Origin of the sequence: Adlercreutzia aquisgranensis, from assembly GCF_943193145.1 — a bacterium.
In the GTDB taxonomy this organism is placed as follows: domain Bacteria; phylum Actinomycetota; class Coriobacteriia; order Coriobacteriales; family Eggerthellaceae; genus Xiamenia; species Xiamenia aquisgranensis.
This window is the reverse complement of sequence record NZ_CALPDA010000008.1, coordinates 46,845-64,317: the sequence shown is the minus strand read 5'-3', so window position 1 is coordinate 64,317 and position 17,473 is coordinate 46,845. Positions and strand designations below refer to the sequence as shown.

The following is a 17,473-nucleotide window of genomic DNA, read 5'->3' as shown; positions in this document are numbered from 1 at the left end:
GTAGAGCCGCCAGCACAGCGAATCGTTGCGGCCCGCTTTCAGTTCCATGACGGAAGGGGCGAGGCGGCGAGGGAGGTGGCGACCATTGCGGTTTCGCAATCCAAACGCAACGGAGCCTGCATCGCGGAGGAGGTGTGGACTTCGTATGATTTCATCCAAGCGCAAAACGCGTACTATGCTTTACGAGGAGAGGAGAGAACGTGAGGAAGACGAAGCTTATGACCAGCGTCGTTGCGTTCGCGTTGGTAGGGGCGGTCGCCGCCGGGGGCGCCTTGGCGGGCTGCTCCGAAGGCACGGCCGCAACCGACGGGTCCACAACGGGCACGCCGGCCCAGGCGAAGGCCGAGACCCCGGCGCAGGCGGACGCCTCGACCACGCCGGCAGCGGCGACGGGCGAGAAGACCATGCAGGATTGGGCGGAGATGTACCCGCTGCAGTACAGCTCCTACGCCACCGAGAAGTACAAGGACGTCGCTTCGGAGTTCTTCGCCGAGGATGGGCTGGTGCTCTACGAGAACAAGGGCAACAAGCTCTACCGTCCCCACGGCCATTACGGCACGCTGGCCCTAGAGATGGGGCCGGTCGCCCGCGACGAGGAGGGCAGCCTCGTCTTCGGCGGCGACAACAGCATCAACGTCCGCGACCTGCACTACGACAGCACCACGAAGCAGTGGGTGGTCGACAACAGCACGTGGCTGGACGACATCAACGCCGGCGGCTACACGGCCGGCTGCTACGCCTGCCGCAGCTCCAAGTTCGACGACCTCTACGAGAAGTACGGCGCGGCGGCCTACTCCATGCCCATGGACCAGGAGGTCATGGACACCCTGAACGGCCAGATGTGGGATTGCGCCGTGTGCCATGGCGACAATCCGGGCAGCTCGCCCGACGCCACGCTGTCCATGTTCACGCAGCTTTCCCGCGATGCCTTCGACGAGCTCGATCCCTTCGAGCGCGTCTGCGGCCAGTGCCACAACACCTTCAACCATCGCAGCCATATCACCGACCAGGCGTCCATCGACAAGTGCGACCCCTATCGCTACGGCTTCGACATCGACGGTCTGCTGCAGGCCGAGATCGAGGACGGCATCATCGACATCGACGAGGCCACCGGCATCATCGAGGGCTGCTTCGACGAGCCCCAGCTGGAGAACACCCAGGGCGGCAACCATGCGGAACTGGGCCTCACCTGCGTCGACTGCCATATGCCCAAGACCGTTGATGCGGAATCCGGCGAGACCTACACCGACCACAACGCCTCCGGCAGCCCGCTTGACAAAGAGGCCTCCCTGGAGAAGTGCATGAGCTGCCATAAGTCCCAGGGCATCGATTCGACCGACGAGATGGTGGAGATGGTTCGCGGCAAGCAGCGCCAGGCCCGCGCCGACGTGGCCGCCGCCACCGAGAAGCGCGAGCAGGCCTACGACCTGATCAAGGCCGCCGTCGAGGACAAGACCGTGGACGAGGCGACGCTTCAGCAGGCGAAGGACGACTACACGAAGGCCCATGCCTACATCTACATCTGCAACACCGACAGCAACGGCCGCGCGGTTCACAACCCCGACAAGCTGGCCGACAACCTGTCCCGTGCCAACGTGATCCTGGACGGCATCATCGCCACGCTTTCCTAGGACCGCGCCATAGCACCGAGGTGCCTGACAACGCGTTTTGCCTGGAGGGGCGCCCCCGTGCGGCTGCGGCTGTGCGGGGCGCCCCTTCGCTGAGGAACCGCTACAATGGCCCAGGATGCTATAACTTGAAAGGTCATGTTTTCGGAAGACGGGGCGCAGGTCCGCTGGGAGGGAAGCTATGAGAACGAGGTTGGGCCGAAAGCCCGCACGGGTTCGCCCTATGGGGTCCGTCTACGTGCGCATGGCGGCGGCCATGGCCGTGGTGGTGGCCGTGGCGGCGCTGGCCTACCTGTCCTGGACCCAGGCGGAGAACAGCGCCAACGTGGAGAGCAAGGTGCTCACGGAGGCCCGCACGCTGGCCATCGAGATGCAGGCCGTATGGGACTACGTGGACGATGCCCAGACCCGCATCAACACCAACAGCGACGGTACCTACGACTTCAAGGGGGTGTACTGCTCGGTGGCGGGCAAGGGCATAGCCAAGCGCTTCACCCGAAACGCCGAGGGCTACACCATCCGCTATGTCCGCCGCGACCCTCGATCCGGCACCGACGTCCCCGACCCGTTCGAGGAGGCCGCCCTCGAGCGCTTCGCGGCCGGTACGGCGACGGAGCATTACCGGATGGATACGGTGGAAGGCGAGCCCGTGTTTCGCTACGTGTCCCTTCTCCGGGTCGAGCACAACTGCCTGGACTGCCACGGCGAGCCGGCGGGCAGCATCGACCGCACCGGATACTTGCGCGAGGGCATGGCCTACGGGGACGTGGCCGGGGCGGTCAGCATCACCATCCCCATCGCCGCCTACGAAGCGGAGGCCCAGGAGGGCTTGGAGCATTCCGTGGCCTTCTTCTGCCTGCTCGCCATCGCCATCGTGGCGGTCCTCTTTTGGATGCTGCACCGGTTGGTGTCGGTTCCCCTCGAGAGCGCCAACGAGCAGCTGCGCAGCGAGAGCAAGCAGAAGTCGGACTTCCTCGCCGTCATGAGCCACGAGCTGCGGACTCCCTTGGCGTCGATCATCTCCTTCGCCGATCTGTGGGAGCGCATGCCCCAGCAGCGCAGTGCGGAGGAGCGGCGGCTGGTGGACGAGATCAAGCAGAACTCCGCCGTGCTGCTCAACATGGTGAACAACTCCATCGACGTGGCGCGGTTGGACGCCGGGCGCTTCGAGCTGACCTTCGAGGAGGTCGACCTGACCGACGTGGTGGGGGCCGTGTTCGCTTCCGCCGATCCTATAGCGAAGTCGCGCGGGGTCGCCCTGACCAAGTCGGTGGATGCGAGCGTCCCCCTCATCTGGTCCGATTGGGAAGCGGTGCGCAAGGTGCTGCTGAACCTGGTGGGCAACGCGGTCAAGTTCACTCCCGCCGGCGGGTCGGTCTCCGTGGCCGTTGCGCCGGGGGAGCGTCCCGGATGGGTGGTGATGGAGGTGCGCGATACGGGCTGCGGGATCGACCCGGCGGACCAGGAATCGGTCTTCAGGAAGTTCTCCCAAGCGCCCGCCTGCGACGGGGGAGACCATCAGGCGGCAGGGGGCAGCGGCCTCGGGCTGTTCGTCGTGCGCTCCCTCGCCGAGCAGCTGGGAGGGTCGGTCGAGTTGGAGAGCGCCCTTGGCGAGGGTTGCAGGTTCACTGTTTCGTTGCCCGTGGAAGGCCCGGCGACGGCCGGTTCGGATGCGAAGAGAGAGGAAGAGGTGCGCGGTGAAGATCCTTCTTGCCGATGACAAGCCCAGCCTGTGCGAGTCCCTCGGCCTGCTGTTCCAGGGCGAGGGCTACCAGGTGGTCGTGGCCCAGGACGGCCAGCAGGCGGTGGAGCTGTTTCGTCGGGAGATGCCCGATCTGGTGGTGCTTGACGTGTCGATGCCGAAGCTCGACGGGTTCGAGGTGTGCGAGGCCATCCGGGCTGTCGACCCCCAGGTGCCGGTGCTTATGCTCTCGGCCAGAAGCGACGTCATCGACCGCAAGGCGGGATTTCGGGCCGGGGCCGACGACTACGTGGTAAAGCCCTTCGACAACGGGGAGCTTCTGCTGAGGGTGCGGGCCCTTCTGCGCCGCAGCCAGGCCCAAGTGTCCGATCCGGGGCGCCTGGTCCGCGTCATATCGGTGGGCGACCTCGCCATCGACCAGAGCAAATGCGAGGTCACCGTAGGCGGTCGGGTCATCAAGCTCACGCCCAAGGAGCTGCAGATCCTCGCGCTTCTGGCGGCGAGCCCCGGTCAGGTGTTCACTCGCGACGACATCATAGGGGCCATCTGGGGCGAGGACTACACCGACAGCGCCATCAGCATCCCCACCTACATCAGGCGCCTTCGCATGAAGATCGAGGACGACCCCTCCGAACCCACCCACATCGAGACCGTCTGGCGGTTCGGCTGGCGCCTGCGGGTCCCCGGGGCCTGAGCCGCGGCATGGGATTCGGCAGGGGACGTGATGCGCTGATGTCCGGAAGAGAGGAGGGGCTGTGACCCTTGCGATGGCAGGCGGCGCGCTTCTGGGGGCTTCGCTGGTCTTGGCGGTGCTGGCCTTCGGGCTGCTGGTCGCCTCTGCGGTCCTGGGCCGCCGCACCCCGGAACCTGTTTGGGCGGCGCGGCTCTCGGCGTGGGGCTCCGGCGCGTTTCTGCTGGCGTTCGCGGCCCTGCTTCTGTGCGCTGCGGTGCTGGCCTGGGCTTTCCTGTCCGGGGACGTCTCCATTCGCTACGTGGTGTACTACCGCTCGGATTCGGCGGCCCCCCTCGCGTGGCTCTACAAGCTCTCGGGTATGTGGGGCGGCGCCGAGGGGTCCCTCCTGATTTGGGCCCTCATGCTCGCGGCGTTCGGCTGCGCCCCGGCGCTTCGCTGCGTGTCTGCGGCCCGCTTCCCGGGAGATGGCGGGCGCGTCCGCGGCAACGCCCTCGATGCTGCGGCCTTGGCGGTCCTCGTCGCCATCATGGTCGTCTTTCTCGGCTACGGCCTGCTTTTTCCCAGCGGGCAGGTGTTCGCGCCCCTCGATGCGCAGTACCTGGATGCATCGGGGAACCTCGCAGGGGAGGCGACGCTGTGGGGTTTGAGCGAGCTTCTGGAGCACTGGGCCATGGCGGTGCACCCGCCGCTGCTCTTCGTGGGCTACGCCGGCCTGACCGTGCCCTTCGCCTACGCCCTGGCCGCCCTCGCCCTCGGCGACGGCTCCTCGCGCTGGGCCGGCCGGGTGCGTGTGCCGCTGCTGGTGGCGTGGCTGTTCCTCAGCCTGGGAATCGGGACGGGCGCGGCCTGGGCCTATGCCGTGCTCGGCTGGGGCGGCTACTGGGGGTGGGACGCCGTAGAGAACGCGAGCCTCCTGCCCTGGCTCGCCTGCGTGGCCTTTGTCCACAGCCTTGGGCTCTATCGCCGAACCGGCGCGTTTCACCGCTGGACGCTTCTGTGCGCGTGCCTGCTCTTCTCGCTGGTGGGGCTCGACGCCTTCATAACCCGCTCGGGCATCATAGGCTCGGTCCATGCCTTCGCGGGCAACGACGAGGCCTTCGCGCTCTTCGGGGCCATGACGGTGCTGCCTGTCGGGTTGGGTGCGGTGGGCGTGCTCGCCCGATGGAGGGCCTTTGGTCCGGCCCCGGGTGCCACCGAGGCCGAAGAAGGCAGGCGCGGCTTCTCGCCGGAGGCCCTGTGCTACCTGAACAACGTGGCCGTCATGGGTTTTGCGGCCATCGTCGCCTACGGGACCCTCGCCCCGGCCCTGCCGAGCTGGATGCCGCTCGGAGGGCAGGTGCTCTCCGCCCAGGCCTACAACTCCGTGGCGGCGCCGCTGACCGTGGCCTATCTGCTTCTCCTGGCCGTCTGCCCCCTGACGGGCCGCGGGGCCCTTCGCGGCCGTCGCGGCGCCGTGCTCGCCACCTTCGCCACCGTCTGCTTCGCCCTTCTGGCCTGGTATTGGGCAGAGGTGCTGGTTCCGACCTCCGTCGAGCTTGCCCAGCAGGCGGCCGAAGGCGCCCCGCAGCCGATTCTGGGTTCCATTGTGTATCGCAACGGATTGGCGCTCGCTGCTTTCGCGACGGCGGCGCTGCTGGCGGGAAGCGCCGCTGCCTCGGCTTTGCGCGGGCTGGACCGCCCCGCGGGAGGCCTTCGGGCGCGCCTGCGCCTTCTCGGGGCGTCGGCATCCCACGGGGCCATGGCGTTTCTGCTGGTGGGATTGGTGGGCTCGACGCTCTACGTTTCCGACAGCACCTTCTTTTTGACGGTAGACCATCAAAGCGGAGGACCAACGGGGCAGACCGATCCCATGGAGCTGGGCGGCTATGCTCTCGAGTACCGGGGCATGCGCACCGTCGTCATGGAGAACCGGACCGATATGCTCAACACCGCCTTCATCGAGGTCTTCCGGGAAGGCGGGGCCGACGGAGCGGACGGCGTGGCCGCGCGGGCGCGAAGCCTGGGGACGATGGAGCCTGCGATGCAGGTGGTGGCGACGACGCGCCAGACCCATTACCTCTCTGCCGTTGCGACCATGCCGCTGGAGGACCTGTTCGTGGTCTACAAGGGCGCGGTGCCGGGTGTCGGGGAGGACGACCCCACCATGGAGCTCATGGTCGAGGTGCGCATCAACAGGCTGGTGCTGTTCGTCTGGGCCGGCTTCGCCCTCTTCGTCCTCGGCTGCCTGCTGAGCATCGCCGGCTCCCTGCGGCCCCGCCGGCGCCCATGGTCCCTCAAGGCCCCTGCCTTGCCCGAGCCCCCAGCGGCATAGCTGCCTTTCGGCAAAGAGAAAGACCCGCCGAAGCGGGTCCTTGGAGTTGCGCGTTGCGTGCGTGCCCTGCGCGTTTGCGCGGTGCGCGTGCTCGCGAGGGGTGTGCGGCTTCTCGCTCTTCGCCTTCAGCGCTTCGCTACTCGGCGCTCACCAGGGTGATCTCGAAGGTGAGGTCCTTGCCGGCCAGCTCGTGGTTCATGTCGAAGGTGACGATGCCGTCCTCGATAGACTTCACGAACACGGGGAAGGGCTGGCCGCCCGGCCCCATCATGTAGACGGTCTGGCCCACGGGCAGCTGGTCGCCGTTGGGAATCTGGGCCACGGGCACCTTCTGCACCATGGCCTCGTCGCGTTCGCCGTAAGCCTCGGCGGCGGGGATGCGCACCGTCTTCGTCTCGCCGACCTCCATGTCCTTCACTGCGGCGTCGAAGCCGGGGATCATCTGGCCGGCCATGCAGGTGAACTCGATGGGCTCGCCACGGTCCAGCGACGAGTCGAACTTGGTGCCGTCGTCCAGTGTGCCGGTGTAATGGGCCTTTACCTTCTTGCCTTCGTTGCTCATGGGTGTCTCCTTGACAGGTCGTCGTGCTGCTTCGGCGCCGCCGTGCGCAGGGGCGCGTCGCAGGTTTGAAAGTCCCTCCATTCTAGCGAAGCGGGCGTGCCGGCAGCCGCGCATCGCCCGTAAGCGGCAACATGAACACATACTTGATGCCGAGCCGATGCTTTTCGGACCCCCAGACCCCCGGACCCCCCCAGGCCCCCCGGACCCCCGGACCCCCGGACCCCCGGACCCCCGGACCCCCAGACCCCTTCCGCTGCTTAGCGAAGCGGTTCGCGGGCGTTTTCTCTGGTTTTGACGTGGTTTCAAGAAAGGCCAGCAACAGCAAAAAAGCTGGCGGATGCCGCTTGGGCTTAGTGGTAGTGTTGCGCTATGGATATCGAGCTTTACGGCATATCGGCCCTTGCGTTCTGGCTGACTCGGTGTAGCCGGGAGCTCCGCATGCCCGCTGGCGCTTGCGATCTGCTTTCGTTCCTGGCGAAGCCGCTGCATATCGCGGTTCCGCCTGCATGCCGGGCGAGTCAGGACGGGTTCGTCAAGCACGTGCGAAGTGCTCCCGCTTCGGCTGAAGATATAGTTGCGGTGTCCAACGGGATTCGCGTGTCCGTGCCCGAGCTTTGCTTCGTCCAGATTGCCGAGCAGCTGCCCTTCCACCAGGCCGTGAAAGCGGGGTGCGCCCTCTGTTCGACGTTTGCCCTCGATCCTTCTCAGCCATTCGGGCTCGCAGAGCGAAAGCCCTTGACGACGCAGGCCGAGCTTGCATCCTTCATCGATTTCCATCCGGGGCTGCGCGGGGTGAAAAACGCCAGAGTGGCGGCGGGGCACATCGGTGAGGGGGCAGCATCTCCTGCGGAGATCTACCAGATGATGGTGCTTACGCTTCCTCCGCGCTGGGGCGGCTTTGGCTTGCGGTCCCTTGAGGCGAATCGCGTGGTAAGGCTGGGGAAGAAGGCGGCGGGAATAGCGGGTCGCGCGTACGTGGTTCCTGACTTGTGCGATTTCGAGCATCGGTTGGCCATCGAGTACGACGCCGATGCTACCCATACGTACGGGGAGCAGCTGTCTCGCGATGCCACGAAGAGGATGGCGCTTGAGTCCATGGGCATGAAGGTGATCACCGTTACCACGCGCCAGCTCGCCTCCCTCGACCGAATGCGCGACGTGGCGAAGGAGGCGGCACGCGTCATGGGTGCGCGAGTGAGAACGCAGAGCGCAAGATTCGAATCTGAGCAACGCCTTGTGGCGGCAACGCGCAAGTCTTTCGACGGGCTGTACGATCGCGAGTGGCTCGACCAGGCGCGTGCAGTCAGCGGGAGGCCCGGGCGGACGAGTTTCGCAGCGGGCAGCTCTATGTCGATCGGCATGCACGGTCCCGTCAACGTCTAGCTACCGAACTCGTCGGTTGCGGCATCGCGTGCTGGTCCGAGCGGTCGCAACGGCTGCAAGGCGCACCGACGCATTCCGCCTCTGCATCGGTGCCTAGCCGCTGAGCTTGCCGGGCGCAGCTTTCAAGATTGCCTCAAGCGTCGCATGCTGTTCGGGGTTTTCCGGACGCGCGGCATTCTGCCCGTTGTAGTTCGGAGCGTTCTTCGGGATGCTGGCAGACATAGGCCAGTTGTGACTGTGCATGCTTGCCGCTTTCACCAACCGTGCCCGCACCCTATCGCCCCGTTTTCCCCTGGGCAGCAGATGCCCATCCCCTTTTTGGCTGAAATCTCCAGTTTTGCATAGGGAAAAGGCCCAAAGGGGATGCAAAACCGGAGAAACAAGCCATGTGGCGATGTAAAGCCGGCTTTTTCAGCCATGCGGAATGTAAAACCGGAGATTTCAGCCAAAAAGTTGGGAAGTGGGCGCTCGGACGTCGGACGGCCTGGATGGGTGGTTGCGTTTTGCCTAATCAACAGGCAATTTCCATAATTCGTGAAAATTTTTCTTGACTCGCTCCCTACGGGCGGTTATTTTAGCAAATTGCGACTTTTTGCAGTTCTGCGGGAGTTCATGAAGGAGGAAACACCTCGTGCCAGAAGGAAAAAGCCCAGATCAGAGCAAGCTTTATAGGAATCGCCGCAGCTTCGCGAAGATTCCGGACGTCATGGACGTGCCCAACCTCATCTCCATCCAGGTGGACAGCTTCGAGTGGTTCAAGACCGAGGGCCTTGCCCAGGCCTTCCGCGACGTGAGCCCCATCGAGAACTCCACCAAGGACATGGCCGTGGAGTTCGGGCGCCACGAGTTCGGCGAGCCGAAGTACACCGTGGACGAGTGCAAGGAGAAGGACGTCTCCTACATGGCTCCGCTGTTCGTCGAGATCCGGTTCATCAACCGCGCCACCGGCGAAATCAAGGAGCAGGACGTGTTCGTCGGCGACTTCCCGCTGATGACCCCCCGCGGCACCTTCATCATCAACGGCACCGAGCGCGTCGTGGTAAGCCAGCTGGTCCGCAGCCCCGGCGTTTACTTCGGCAGCGAGCGCGACAAGACCTCCGACAAGACTATATACAATGCGAAGGTCATCCCCAGCCGCGGCGCGTGGCTGGAGTTCGAGACCGACAAGCGCGATCTGCTGTCCGTGCGCATCGACCGCAAGCGCAAGCAGCCGGCCACGTTGCTGGTGCGCGCCCTGGGTCTGGCCGAGACCCGCGAGGAGATCATCGAGCTTCTTGGCAACGACGACATGGTGCTGCGCACCCTGGACCGCGACCCGGCCACCACGCGCGAGGAATCCCTCATCGAGCTGTACAAGCGCTTCCGTCCCGGCGAGCCGCCCACCATCGACTCGGCCCGCACGCTGTTGGACGGCCTGTTCTTCAACCCGCAGCGCTACGATCTGGCCAAGGTGGGCCGCTACAAGATCAATAAGAAGCTGGGCTTCGACCCTGACTTCGAGTCTTCCACCCTCACCGACGAGGACATCGTGGCCACCATGCGCTACATCATCGCGCTGCACGCCGGCTCCGAGGACGCCTCCACCGACGACATCGACCACTTCGGCAACCGCCGCATCCGCACCGTGGGCGAGCTGATCCAGAACCAGTTCCGTATCGGTCTTACCCGCATGGAGCGCGTGGTGCGCGAGCGCATGGGCATGCAGGAGGCAGACGAGATTACCCCGCAGTCGCTGGTGAACATCCGCCCCATCGTGGCCGCCATCAAGGAGTTCTTCGGAAGCTCGCAGCTGTCGCAGTTCATGGACCAGTCCAACCCCGCTGCCGGCATCACCCACAAGCGCCGCCTGTCGGCTCTGGGCCCGGGCGGCCTGTCCCGCGAGCGCGCCGGCTTCGAGGTGCGCGACGTGCATACCTCCCACTACGGGCGCATGTGCCCCATCGAGACGCCTGAAGGCCCCAACATCGGCCTCATCGGCTCGCTGGCCACCTACGCCCGCGTGAACGGCTACGGCTTCATCGAGACGCCGTATCGGCGCGTGGTGGACGGCCGCGTGACCGACGAGATCGACTACCTGACCGCCGACGAAGAAGAGAACTACACGATCGCCCAGGCCAACGATTTGTTCAACCTGGAGACCCGCGAGTTCGGCGCCTTCGACGAGGAGGGCAACTTCATCCCGGCCGCCCGCGTGCTCTGCCGCACCAAGGATGCTTCGGGCACCTACGGCGAGCCCGACGAGGTGCCGCCCTCGCAGGTGGACTACATGGACGTGTCCCCGCGCCAGATGACCTCGGTGGCAACCTCGCTCATCCCGTTCCTCGAGCACGACGACGCCAACCGCGCCCTCATGGGCTCGAACATGCAGCGTCAGGCCGTGCCGCTGCTGCGTCCCACCGCGCCGCTGGTGGGCACGGGCATCGAGCACCGCATCGCCGTGGACTCCGGCGAGATGCTGGTGGCGCAGAACCCGGGCGTGGTCGACTACGTCGACGGCCAGACCATCATCGTGCTCAACGACGACGGCGAGTACGACGAGTACCTGGTGCCGAAGTTCCAGCGCTCCAACCAGTCCGGCTGCATCAACCACCGTCCCATCGTGCGCAAGGGCGACGAGGTGCAGGCCGGCGACGTGCTGGCCGACGGCCCCTCGTGCGACGGCGGCGAGCTGGCGCTGGGCCAGAACCTCATGATCGCCTACATGCCCTGGGAAGGCTACAACTACGAGGACGCCATCATCGTGTCCGAGCGCGTGGTGGCCGAGGACCTGCTCACCTCCATCCACATCTCGGAGTACGAGCTGGACGCCCGCGACACGAAGCTGGGCCCCGAGGAGATCACCCGCGAGATCCCCAATATCTCCGACGACATGATCACCGATCTGGACGCCGACGGCATCATCCGCATCGGTGCCGAGGTGTTCCCGGGAGACGTGCTGGTGGGCAAGGTCACCCCGAAGGGCGAGACCGAGCTCACGGCCGAGGAGAGGCTGCTGCGCGCCATCTTCGGCGAGAAGGCCCGCGAGGTGCGCGACACCTCGCTGAAGGTGCCCCACGGCTCCGGCGGCCGCGTCATCGGCATCAACAAGTTCAGCCGCGAGAACGGCGACGAGCTGCCTCCGGGAGTCAACGAGCTGGTGCGCATCTACGTGGCCCAGAAGCGCAAGGTGCAGCAGGGCGACAAGCTGTCCGGCCGCCACGGCAACAAGGGTGTCATCAGCCGCGTGCTGCCCGTGGAGGACATGCCCTACCTGGCCGACGGCACCCCCATCGACGTCATCCTGAACCCCCTGGGCGTTCCTTCCCGTATGAACGTGGGCCAGCTGCTGGAGAACCACCTGGGCTGGGCTGCGAAGTGGGGCTGGTCCGACGCCGAGGAGTCTACCGAAGTGGTGGAGGGCCCCATGTTCGTGGCCACGCCGGTGTTCGACGGCGCCAACGAGGACGAAATCTCCGACGCTATCGAGAAGGCCAACCGCAACCTCATCAACGCCAACCGCGCCAAGTACGGCGACGCTGCCCGCGACGAGTTCGTGCCGCAGCTGTCCCGCACCGGCAAGACCTGGCTCTACGACGGCCGCACCGGCGAGCGCTTCCGCGAGCCGATCACCGTGGGCCAGACCTACATGCTGAAACTCGGCCACATGGTCGACGACAAGATCCACGCCCGCTCCACCGGCCCCTACAGCCTCATCACCCAGCAGCCGCTGGGCGGCAAGGCGCAGTTCGGCGGCCAGCGCTTCGGCGAGATGGAGGTGTGGGCGCTCTACGCCTACGGCGCCTCCAACGTGCTGCAGGAGATCCTGACCGTGAAGTCCGACGACACCGCCGGGCGCGTGAAGTCCTACGAGGCCATCGTCAAGGGCGAGAACATCCCCGCCGCCGAAGTGCCCGAGTCCTTCAAGGTGCTGGTCAAGGAAATGAAGTCGCTGTGCCTGAACGTGGAGCTCGAAGGCCGCAACCACGAGGCCATCGACGTCACCCAGGACTACGACGAGGACGCCTCCGGCGACGCGGGCCTGATGCAGGCCATTGCCGAGGATGCCCGCAAGACCGAGCAGGAGGAGCGCGCCGACGCTCTTGACAGCATCGCTGCCGAGCTGGGCGAGCTCATAGGAGCCGCTCCGGCGAGCGAGGACAACGAGCTGATCGGCAATGGAGAGGAGCTGTAAATGGCGACTGAGTTCGACGTGAACAATTTCGACGCGCTTCGCATCTCCCTGGCCAGCGCCGAGGACGTGCGCAGCTGGTCCCGCGGCGAGGTGAAGAAGCCCGAGACCATCAACTACCGTACGCTCAAGCCCGAGAAGGACGGCCTGTTCTGCGAGAAGATCTTCGGTCCCACCAAGGACTGGGAGTGCGCTTGCGGCAAGTACAAGCGCGTGCGCTTCAAGGGCATCGTCTGCGAGCGCTGCGGCGTGGAGGTCACCCGCTCGAAGGTGCGCCGCGAGCGCATGGGCCACATCGAGCTGGCGGCCCCGGTGAGCCACATCTGGTACTTCAAGGGCTCGCCGTCGCGTTTGGGATACCTGCTGGACATCCCGCCGAAGGAGCTGGAGAAGGTTCTGTACTTCGCGAGCTCCATCATCACCAGCGTGGACAAGGAAGCCCGCGACGAGGACGTCGACGAGCTGCGCGACGAGCTGGCGGCCGACCTTGAGGAGCTGGACGCCGAGCGCGACCGCATCATCGAGGCCACCCGCCGCCTGTCGGTGGACTACGTGCCCGAGGACGATGATTTCGTCGACGACGTGGACGATTCCGAGCGCATGACCCCCGAAGAGGTGGAGGCCGAGATCGCCGACATCTACGAGGAGTTCAACGAGCGCAAGGCCCTGCGCGCTGAGGCCCTGGACGCGTTTTTGAAGATCGAGCCCAAGCAGCTGGTGCCCGACGAGGCGCTCTACCGCGAGATGCGCGCCAACTACCGCGACTACTTCACCGGTGGCATGGGCGCCGAAAGCGTGCGCGATCTGCTGGAGGCCATGGACCTGGAGGCCGTGGCGGAAGAGCTGCGCGACACCATCGCCAACGGCAAGGGCCAGAAGCGTGCCAAGGCCATCAAGCGCCTGAAGGTGGTCGACGCCTTCCTGAAGTCGGACAACAAGCCCACGGACATGATCCTGGACGTGGTGCCGGTCATCCCGCCCGACCTGCGCCCCATGGTGCAGCTGGACGGCGGCCGCTTCGCCACCACCGACCTGAACGACCTGTACCGCCGCGTGATCAACCGCAACAACCGCCTGCGCCGCCTGCTCGATCTGGGCGCGCCCGAGATCATCGTGAACAACGAGAAGCGCATGCTGCAGGAGGCGGTGGACAGCCTGTTCGACAACGGCCGCCGCGGCCGTCCCGTCACGGGCCCGGGCAACCGTCCGCTCAAGTCGCTTTCCGACATGCTGAAGGGCAAGCAGGGCCGCTTCCGCCAGAACCTGCTGGGCAAGCGCGTGGACTACTCCGGCCGCTCCGTTATCGTCGTGGGCCCGGAGCTGAAGCTGCACCAGTGCGGCCTGCCCAGCCAGATGGCCCTGGAGCTGTTCAAACCCTTCGTTATGAAGCGCCTGGTGGAGCTGGAGTACGTGGGCAACATCAAGGCCGCCAAGCGCGCCGTCGACCGTGGCGCCAGCTACGTGTGGGACGTGCTGGCCGAGGTGATCACCGAGCACCCGGTGCTGCTCAACCGCGCCCCAACCCTGCACCGTCTGGGCATCCAGGCCTTCGAGCCGGTGCTGGTGGAGGGCAAGGCCATCAAGCTGCACCCGCTGGTCTGCACCGCCTTCAACGCCGACTTCGACGGCGACCAGATGGCCGTGCACGTGCCGCTGGGAGCCGAGGCCCAGGCCGAGGCCCGCGTGCTGATGCTGTCCTCGAACAACATCAAGTCGCCGGCCCACGGCCGCCCGCTCACGGTGCCCACCCAGGACATGATCATCGGCCTGTACTACCTCACCGCCGCCCGCGACGGATTCGAGGGCGAGGGCCGCGCGTTCATCGACTTCAACGACGCCCTGAATGCCTACGACGCCCGCGCCGAGCTTGACCTGCAGGCCAAGATCTGGGTGCGCCTGCCCCGCGACATGCAGGTGGCCACCGGCTTCGGCGCCTTCGAGGAGAAGAAGGCCGGCGAGCGCCTGGAGACCACGGTGGGCCGCATCACCTTCAACGCAGTGCTGCCGGAGGACTATCCCTTCCTGAACTACGAGATGAACAAGAAGGAGATCAGCCGCCTGGTCGAGGACGTCTGCAACCGCTACGAGCTCTCCGAGGTGCCCGGCATCCTGGACGGCCTGAAGGACGCGGGCTTCCACTACGCCACCCGCGCCGGCGTCACCGTGTCGGTCTACGACGCCACCGTGCCGCCGAACAAGGCCGAGATCCTGGCCGAGGCCGACCAGAAGGTGGCCGCCATCGACGAGGACTACGAGATGGGCCTCATGAGCCGCGAGGAGCGTCACTCCCAGGTGGTCGACATCTGGAACAACGCCAACGAGGAAGTCGGCGACGCCATGGCGGAGAACTTCGACAAGTTCAACCCCATCTACATGATGGCGTTCTCCGGCGCCCGAGGCAACATCAAGCAGATCCGCCAGCTGGCCGGCATGCGCGGCCTGATGTCCGACCCGAAGGGCGAGATCATCGACCGTCCCATCAAGGCCAACTTCCGCGAGGGTCTGTCGGTGCTCGAGTACTTCATCTCCACCCACGGCGCTCGCAAGGGTCTTGCCGACACGGCGCTTCGTACCGCTGAGTCGGGATATCTGACCCGTCGTCTGGTGGACGTGGCCCAGGACGTGATCATCCGCGAGATCGACTGCGGCACCCACGAGGGCGTGCCGTACCCCATCCACAACGAGAAGGGCGACCTGGACGAGAACCTGATCGGGCGCAACCTGCTGGCTCCCGTGGTGGACGGCGACGGCGTCATCCTGGCCGACGCGGACAGCTACATCGACTCCATGGACCTGCTGCGCACCTTCGAGCGCGCCGGCGTGGAGGAAGTGACCATCCGCACCATCATGACCTGCCACGCCGCCCATGGCGTGTGCCAGAAGTGCTACGGCTGGGATCTGGCCACGGCCCGTCCGGTGAACATCGGTACGGCCGTGGGCATCATCGCCGCGCAGTCCATCGGCGAGCCCGGCACGCAGCTGACCATGCGCACGTTCCACACCGGCGGCGTTGCCGGTGACGACATCACCCACGGTCTGCCCCGCGTCCAGGAGCTCTTCGAGGCGCGCAAGCCCAAGGGCGCCGTGGTGCTGGCCGACATCTCCGGCACCCTGCAGATCTCGGGCGACAAGAACTCGCGCAAGTTCACCATCCACGACCAGGAGGGCAACTACCGCGAGTACGACGTGTCGGCCCGCGCCCAGCTGATGCCCGGCATCTACGACGGCTGCCAGGTGACCATGGGCCAGCAGCTGACCAAGGGCTCGGTGAACCCGCACGACCTCATGCGCCTGACCGACCCCAACACCACGCTGCGCTACATCGTCAGCCAGGTCCAGGACGTGTACGTGTCCCAGGGCGTGGACATCAACGACAAGCACATCGAGGTCATCGCCCGCCAGATGCTGCGCAAGGTGGCCGTGACCGACGCGGGGGATTCGGACTTCCTGCCGGGCCGCCAGGTGAACCGCTTCGAGTTCGAGGACGTGGCCAACAAGCTTATCGCCGAGGGCAAGAACCCGCCGGTGGGCCAGCCGCTGCTGCTGGGCATCACCAAGGCGTCGCTGGCTACCGACTCCTTCCTGTCCGCCGCTTCGTTCCAGGAGACCACCAAGGTGCTCACCGACGCGGCCATCGAGGGCAAGACCGACCACTTGGCCGGCCTGAAGGAGAACGTGATCATCGGCAAGCCCATCCCCGCGGGCACGGGCCTGCCGCGCTACCGCGACGTGCGCCTGACCTACAAGGGCAACCCGGTGACCCCCATCACCTCCGACGCGCTGCCGGACTTCGCTCCCGACGCCCTGCGTGACATCGAGGAGCTGCTGCCCCAGCCGCAGGATTGGTCGCTGGACGGCGACGGGTACCTGTCCATGGGCAACGGCTTCAGCAGCTACTACCCGGGCCTTTCCCTGGGTCATCGCGGGCCGCAGCTCTCCGACGAGGACGCGCGCCTGTACATCTACGACGACCTGGGCGTGTCCCAGCGCTGGGCCAACAAGTTCTCCGAGGCCGGCATCGAGACCGTGGCGGATCTTGTGGGCCACACCGAGGACGACCTGCTGCGCATCGAGGGCATCGGCGTGAAGGCCATCGAGGAGCTGAAGGAGGGCTTGGAGCAGCGCGACCTCATGTACGTCATCGAGGACGACCTGTCGGCCACCAGCGATGACATGTCCCAGCTGCTTGACATGGTGTTCAGCCCCGACGACACCATCCTCATCGGCGGCACCGAGCCGCCCACCTTCAACACCGAGGGCGAGGACATGCTGGGCGAGGCGCTGCCGCCCCGTTCCTACCAGCGCAACCTGGAGGAGCTCGACGCGCTTCTGGGCTCCATGGGCTCGCTCGGGTCCTTCGGCTTCGGCATCACCAGCCGCGAGGACGAGGAAGCCAGCAACGAGCGCATGAGCAACGGCGAGGAGTAACGCAGCGGTTGTCGTTAGAGGGGACGTGCGAGGCGCGTCCCCTCTTGGTTTGAGGGAAGGGAAGGACGCCATGGCATCGAAGACCTACGTTCCCGAAGGGGCCTGTGCCCCGGCGTCCCAGATAGGCGCCACCCTGGAGGCGCTGGGGGCCACCATCGCCCGCCGGCGCGACGCTGACGAGTCCAGCTACACCCATCGCCTGCTGAGCGGCAACGTGGACGGCGTCCTGAAGAAGGTCATGGAAGAGGCGGGCGAGGTGGCGCTGGCGGCCAAGGACGTGGAGTCCTGGGCCACAGCGTCGCTTGCCGCGGCCGTGGCGTGCGGTGCCGTGGACGAGGGCGCCGAAGGCGAGGGCCCGCTTCCCGTAGCCCTTCCGCAGGAGTACGGGCGCGCGGTGGACCATCTGCGCTACGAGGCCGCCGACGTGGTGTACCATCTGCTGGTGGTGCTGGAGCGCTACGGCGTGACCCTGGACGAGTTCGCCGCCGAGCTCAACGAGCGCATGACCGAGGCCGAGCGGCCCTGCGGCGCCGTCCGACTGCATCCGGCTTACGTGAACCGGGGAAGGTAGCATCTGCCCCGCAACGGGGCTTTACC

General features: G+C 66.1%; 10 protein-coding genes. 8 read left to right on the top strand and 2 right to left on the bottom strand.

From position 1 onward, the window contains the following. Positions 1 to 200: 200 nt before the first annotated feature. From NFR41_RS06090 to ccsA, 4 genes are all read left to right on the top strand, one after another. Positions 201 to 1,631, top strand: coding sequence for an ammonia-forming cytochrome c nitrite reductase subunit c552 (locus NFR41_RS06090; RefSeq protein WP_251231122.1), 1,431 nt, complete (start codon positions 201 to 203; stop codon positions 1,629 to 1,631). A gap of 178 nt (positions 1,632 to 1,809) precedes the next feature. Continuing rightward, a complete protein-coding gene (locus tag NFR41_RS06085; protein ID WP_251231121.1) occupies positions 1,810 to 3,348 on the top strand; it encodes an ATP-binding protein in 1,539 nt (512 codons plus the stop codon). Then, positions 3,326 to 4,024, top strand: coding sequence for a response regulator transcription factor (locus tag NFR41_RS06080; RefSeq protein ID WP_251231120.1), 699 nt, complete (start codon positions 3,326 to 3,328; stop codon positions 4,022 to 4,024). The genes NFR41_RS06085 and NFR41_RS06080 overlap by 23 nt, the downstream gene beginning before the upstream one ends. Positions 4,025 to 4,085: 61 nt before the next feature. Then, entirely contained in the window at positions 4,086 to 6,335 is a 2,250-nt protein-coding gene (ccsA, locus tag NFR41_RS06075) for a cytochrome c biogenesis protein CcsA (protein WP_251231119.1), read from the top strand. Between the two features lie 136 nt (positions 6,336 to 6,471). On the opposite strand, the gene NFR41_RS06070 is transcribed toward ccsA, so the two are convergent. After that, positions 6,472 to 6,897, bottom strand: a complete 426-nt coding sequence (locus NFR41_RS06070) for an FKBP-type peptidyl-prolyl cis-trans isomerase (protein WP_160214209.1) — start codon at positions 6,895 to 6,897, stop codon at positions 6,472 to 6,474. Positions 6,898 to 7,335: 438 nt separating this feature from the next. Here NFR41_RS06070 and NFR41_RS06065 point away from each other — a divergent pair, with 438 nt between their 5' ends. Beyond that, positions 7,336 to 8,280: a PDDEXK family nuclease gene (locus NFR41_RS06065; protein WP_251231118.1), complete on the top strand. Its 945-nt coding sequence runs from the start codon at positions 7,336 to 7,338 to the stop codon at positions 8,278 to 8,280. 93 nt (positions 8,281 to 8,373) lie between these two features. Here NFR41_RS06065 and NFR41_RS06060 read toward each other — a convergent pair whose 3' ends face one another. After that, positions 8,374 to 8,523 carry a hypothetical protein gene (locus NFR41_RS06060; protein WP_251231117.1) on the bottom strand — a complete coding sequence of 50 codons (150 nt, stop codon included), beginning with the start codon at positions 8,521 to 8,523 and terminating at the stop codon, positions 8,374 to 8,376. Positions 8,524 to 8,911: 388 nt separating this feature from the next. Here NFR41_RS06060 and rpoB point away from each other — a divergent pair, with 388 nt between their 5' ends. The 3 genes from rpoB (at position 8,912) to NFR41_RS06045 (ending at position 17,447) form a co-directional block, all read left to right on the top strand. After that, positions 8,912 to 12,451 carry a DNA-directed RNA polymerase subunit beta gene (rpoB, locus tag NFR41_RS06055; RefSeq protein ID WP_285833857.1) on the top strand — a complete coding sequence of 1,180 codons (3,540 nt, stop codon included), beginning with the start codon at positions 8,912 to 8,914 and terminating at the stop codon, positions 12,449 to 12,451. Then, positions 12,452 to 16,876: a DNA-directed RNA polymerase subunit beta' gene (locus tag NFR41_RS06050; RefSeq protein WP_251231116.1), complete on the top strand. Its 4,425-nt coding sequence runs from the start codon at positions 12,452 to 12,454 to the stop codon at positions 16,874 to 16,876. A 70-nt stretch (positions 16,877 to 16,946) separates the two neighbouring features. Beyond that, the gene (locus NFR41_RS06045) at positions 16,947 to 17,447 is read left to right on the top strand and encodes a phosphoribosyl-ATP pyrophosphatase (RefSeq protein ID WP_251231115.1); all 501 of its coding nucleotides are present in this window, start codon (positions 16,947 to 16,949) and stop codon (positions 17,445 to 17,447) included. Positions 17,448 to 17,473: the final 26 nt, after the last annotated feature.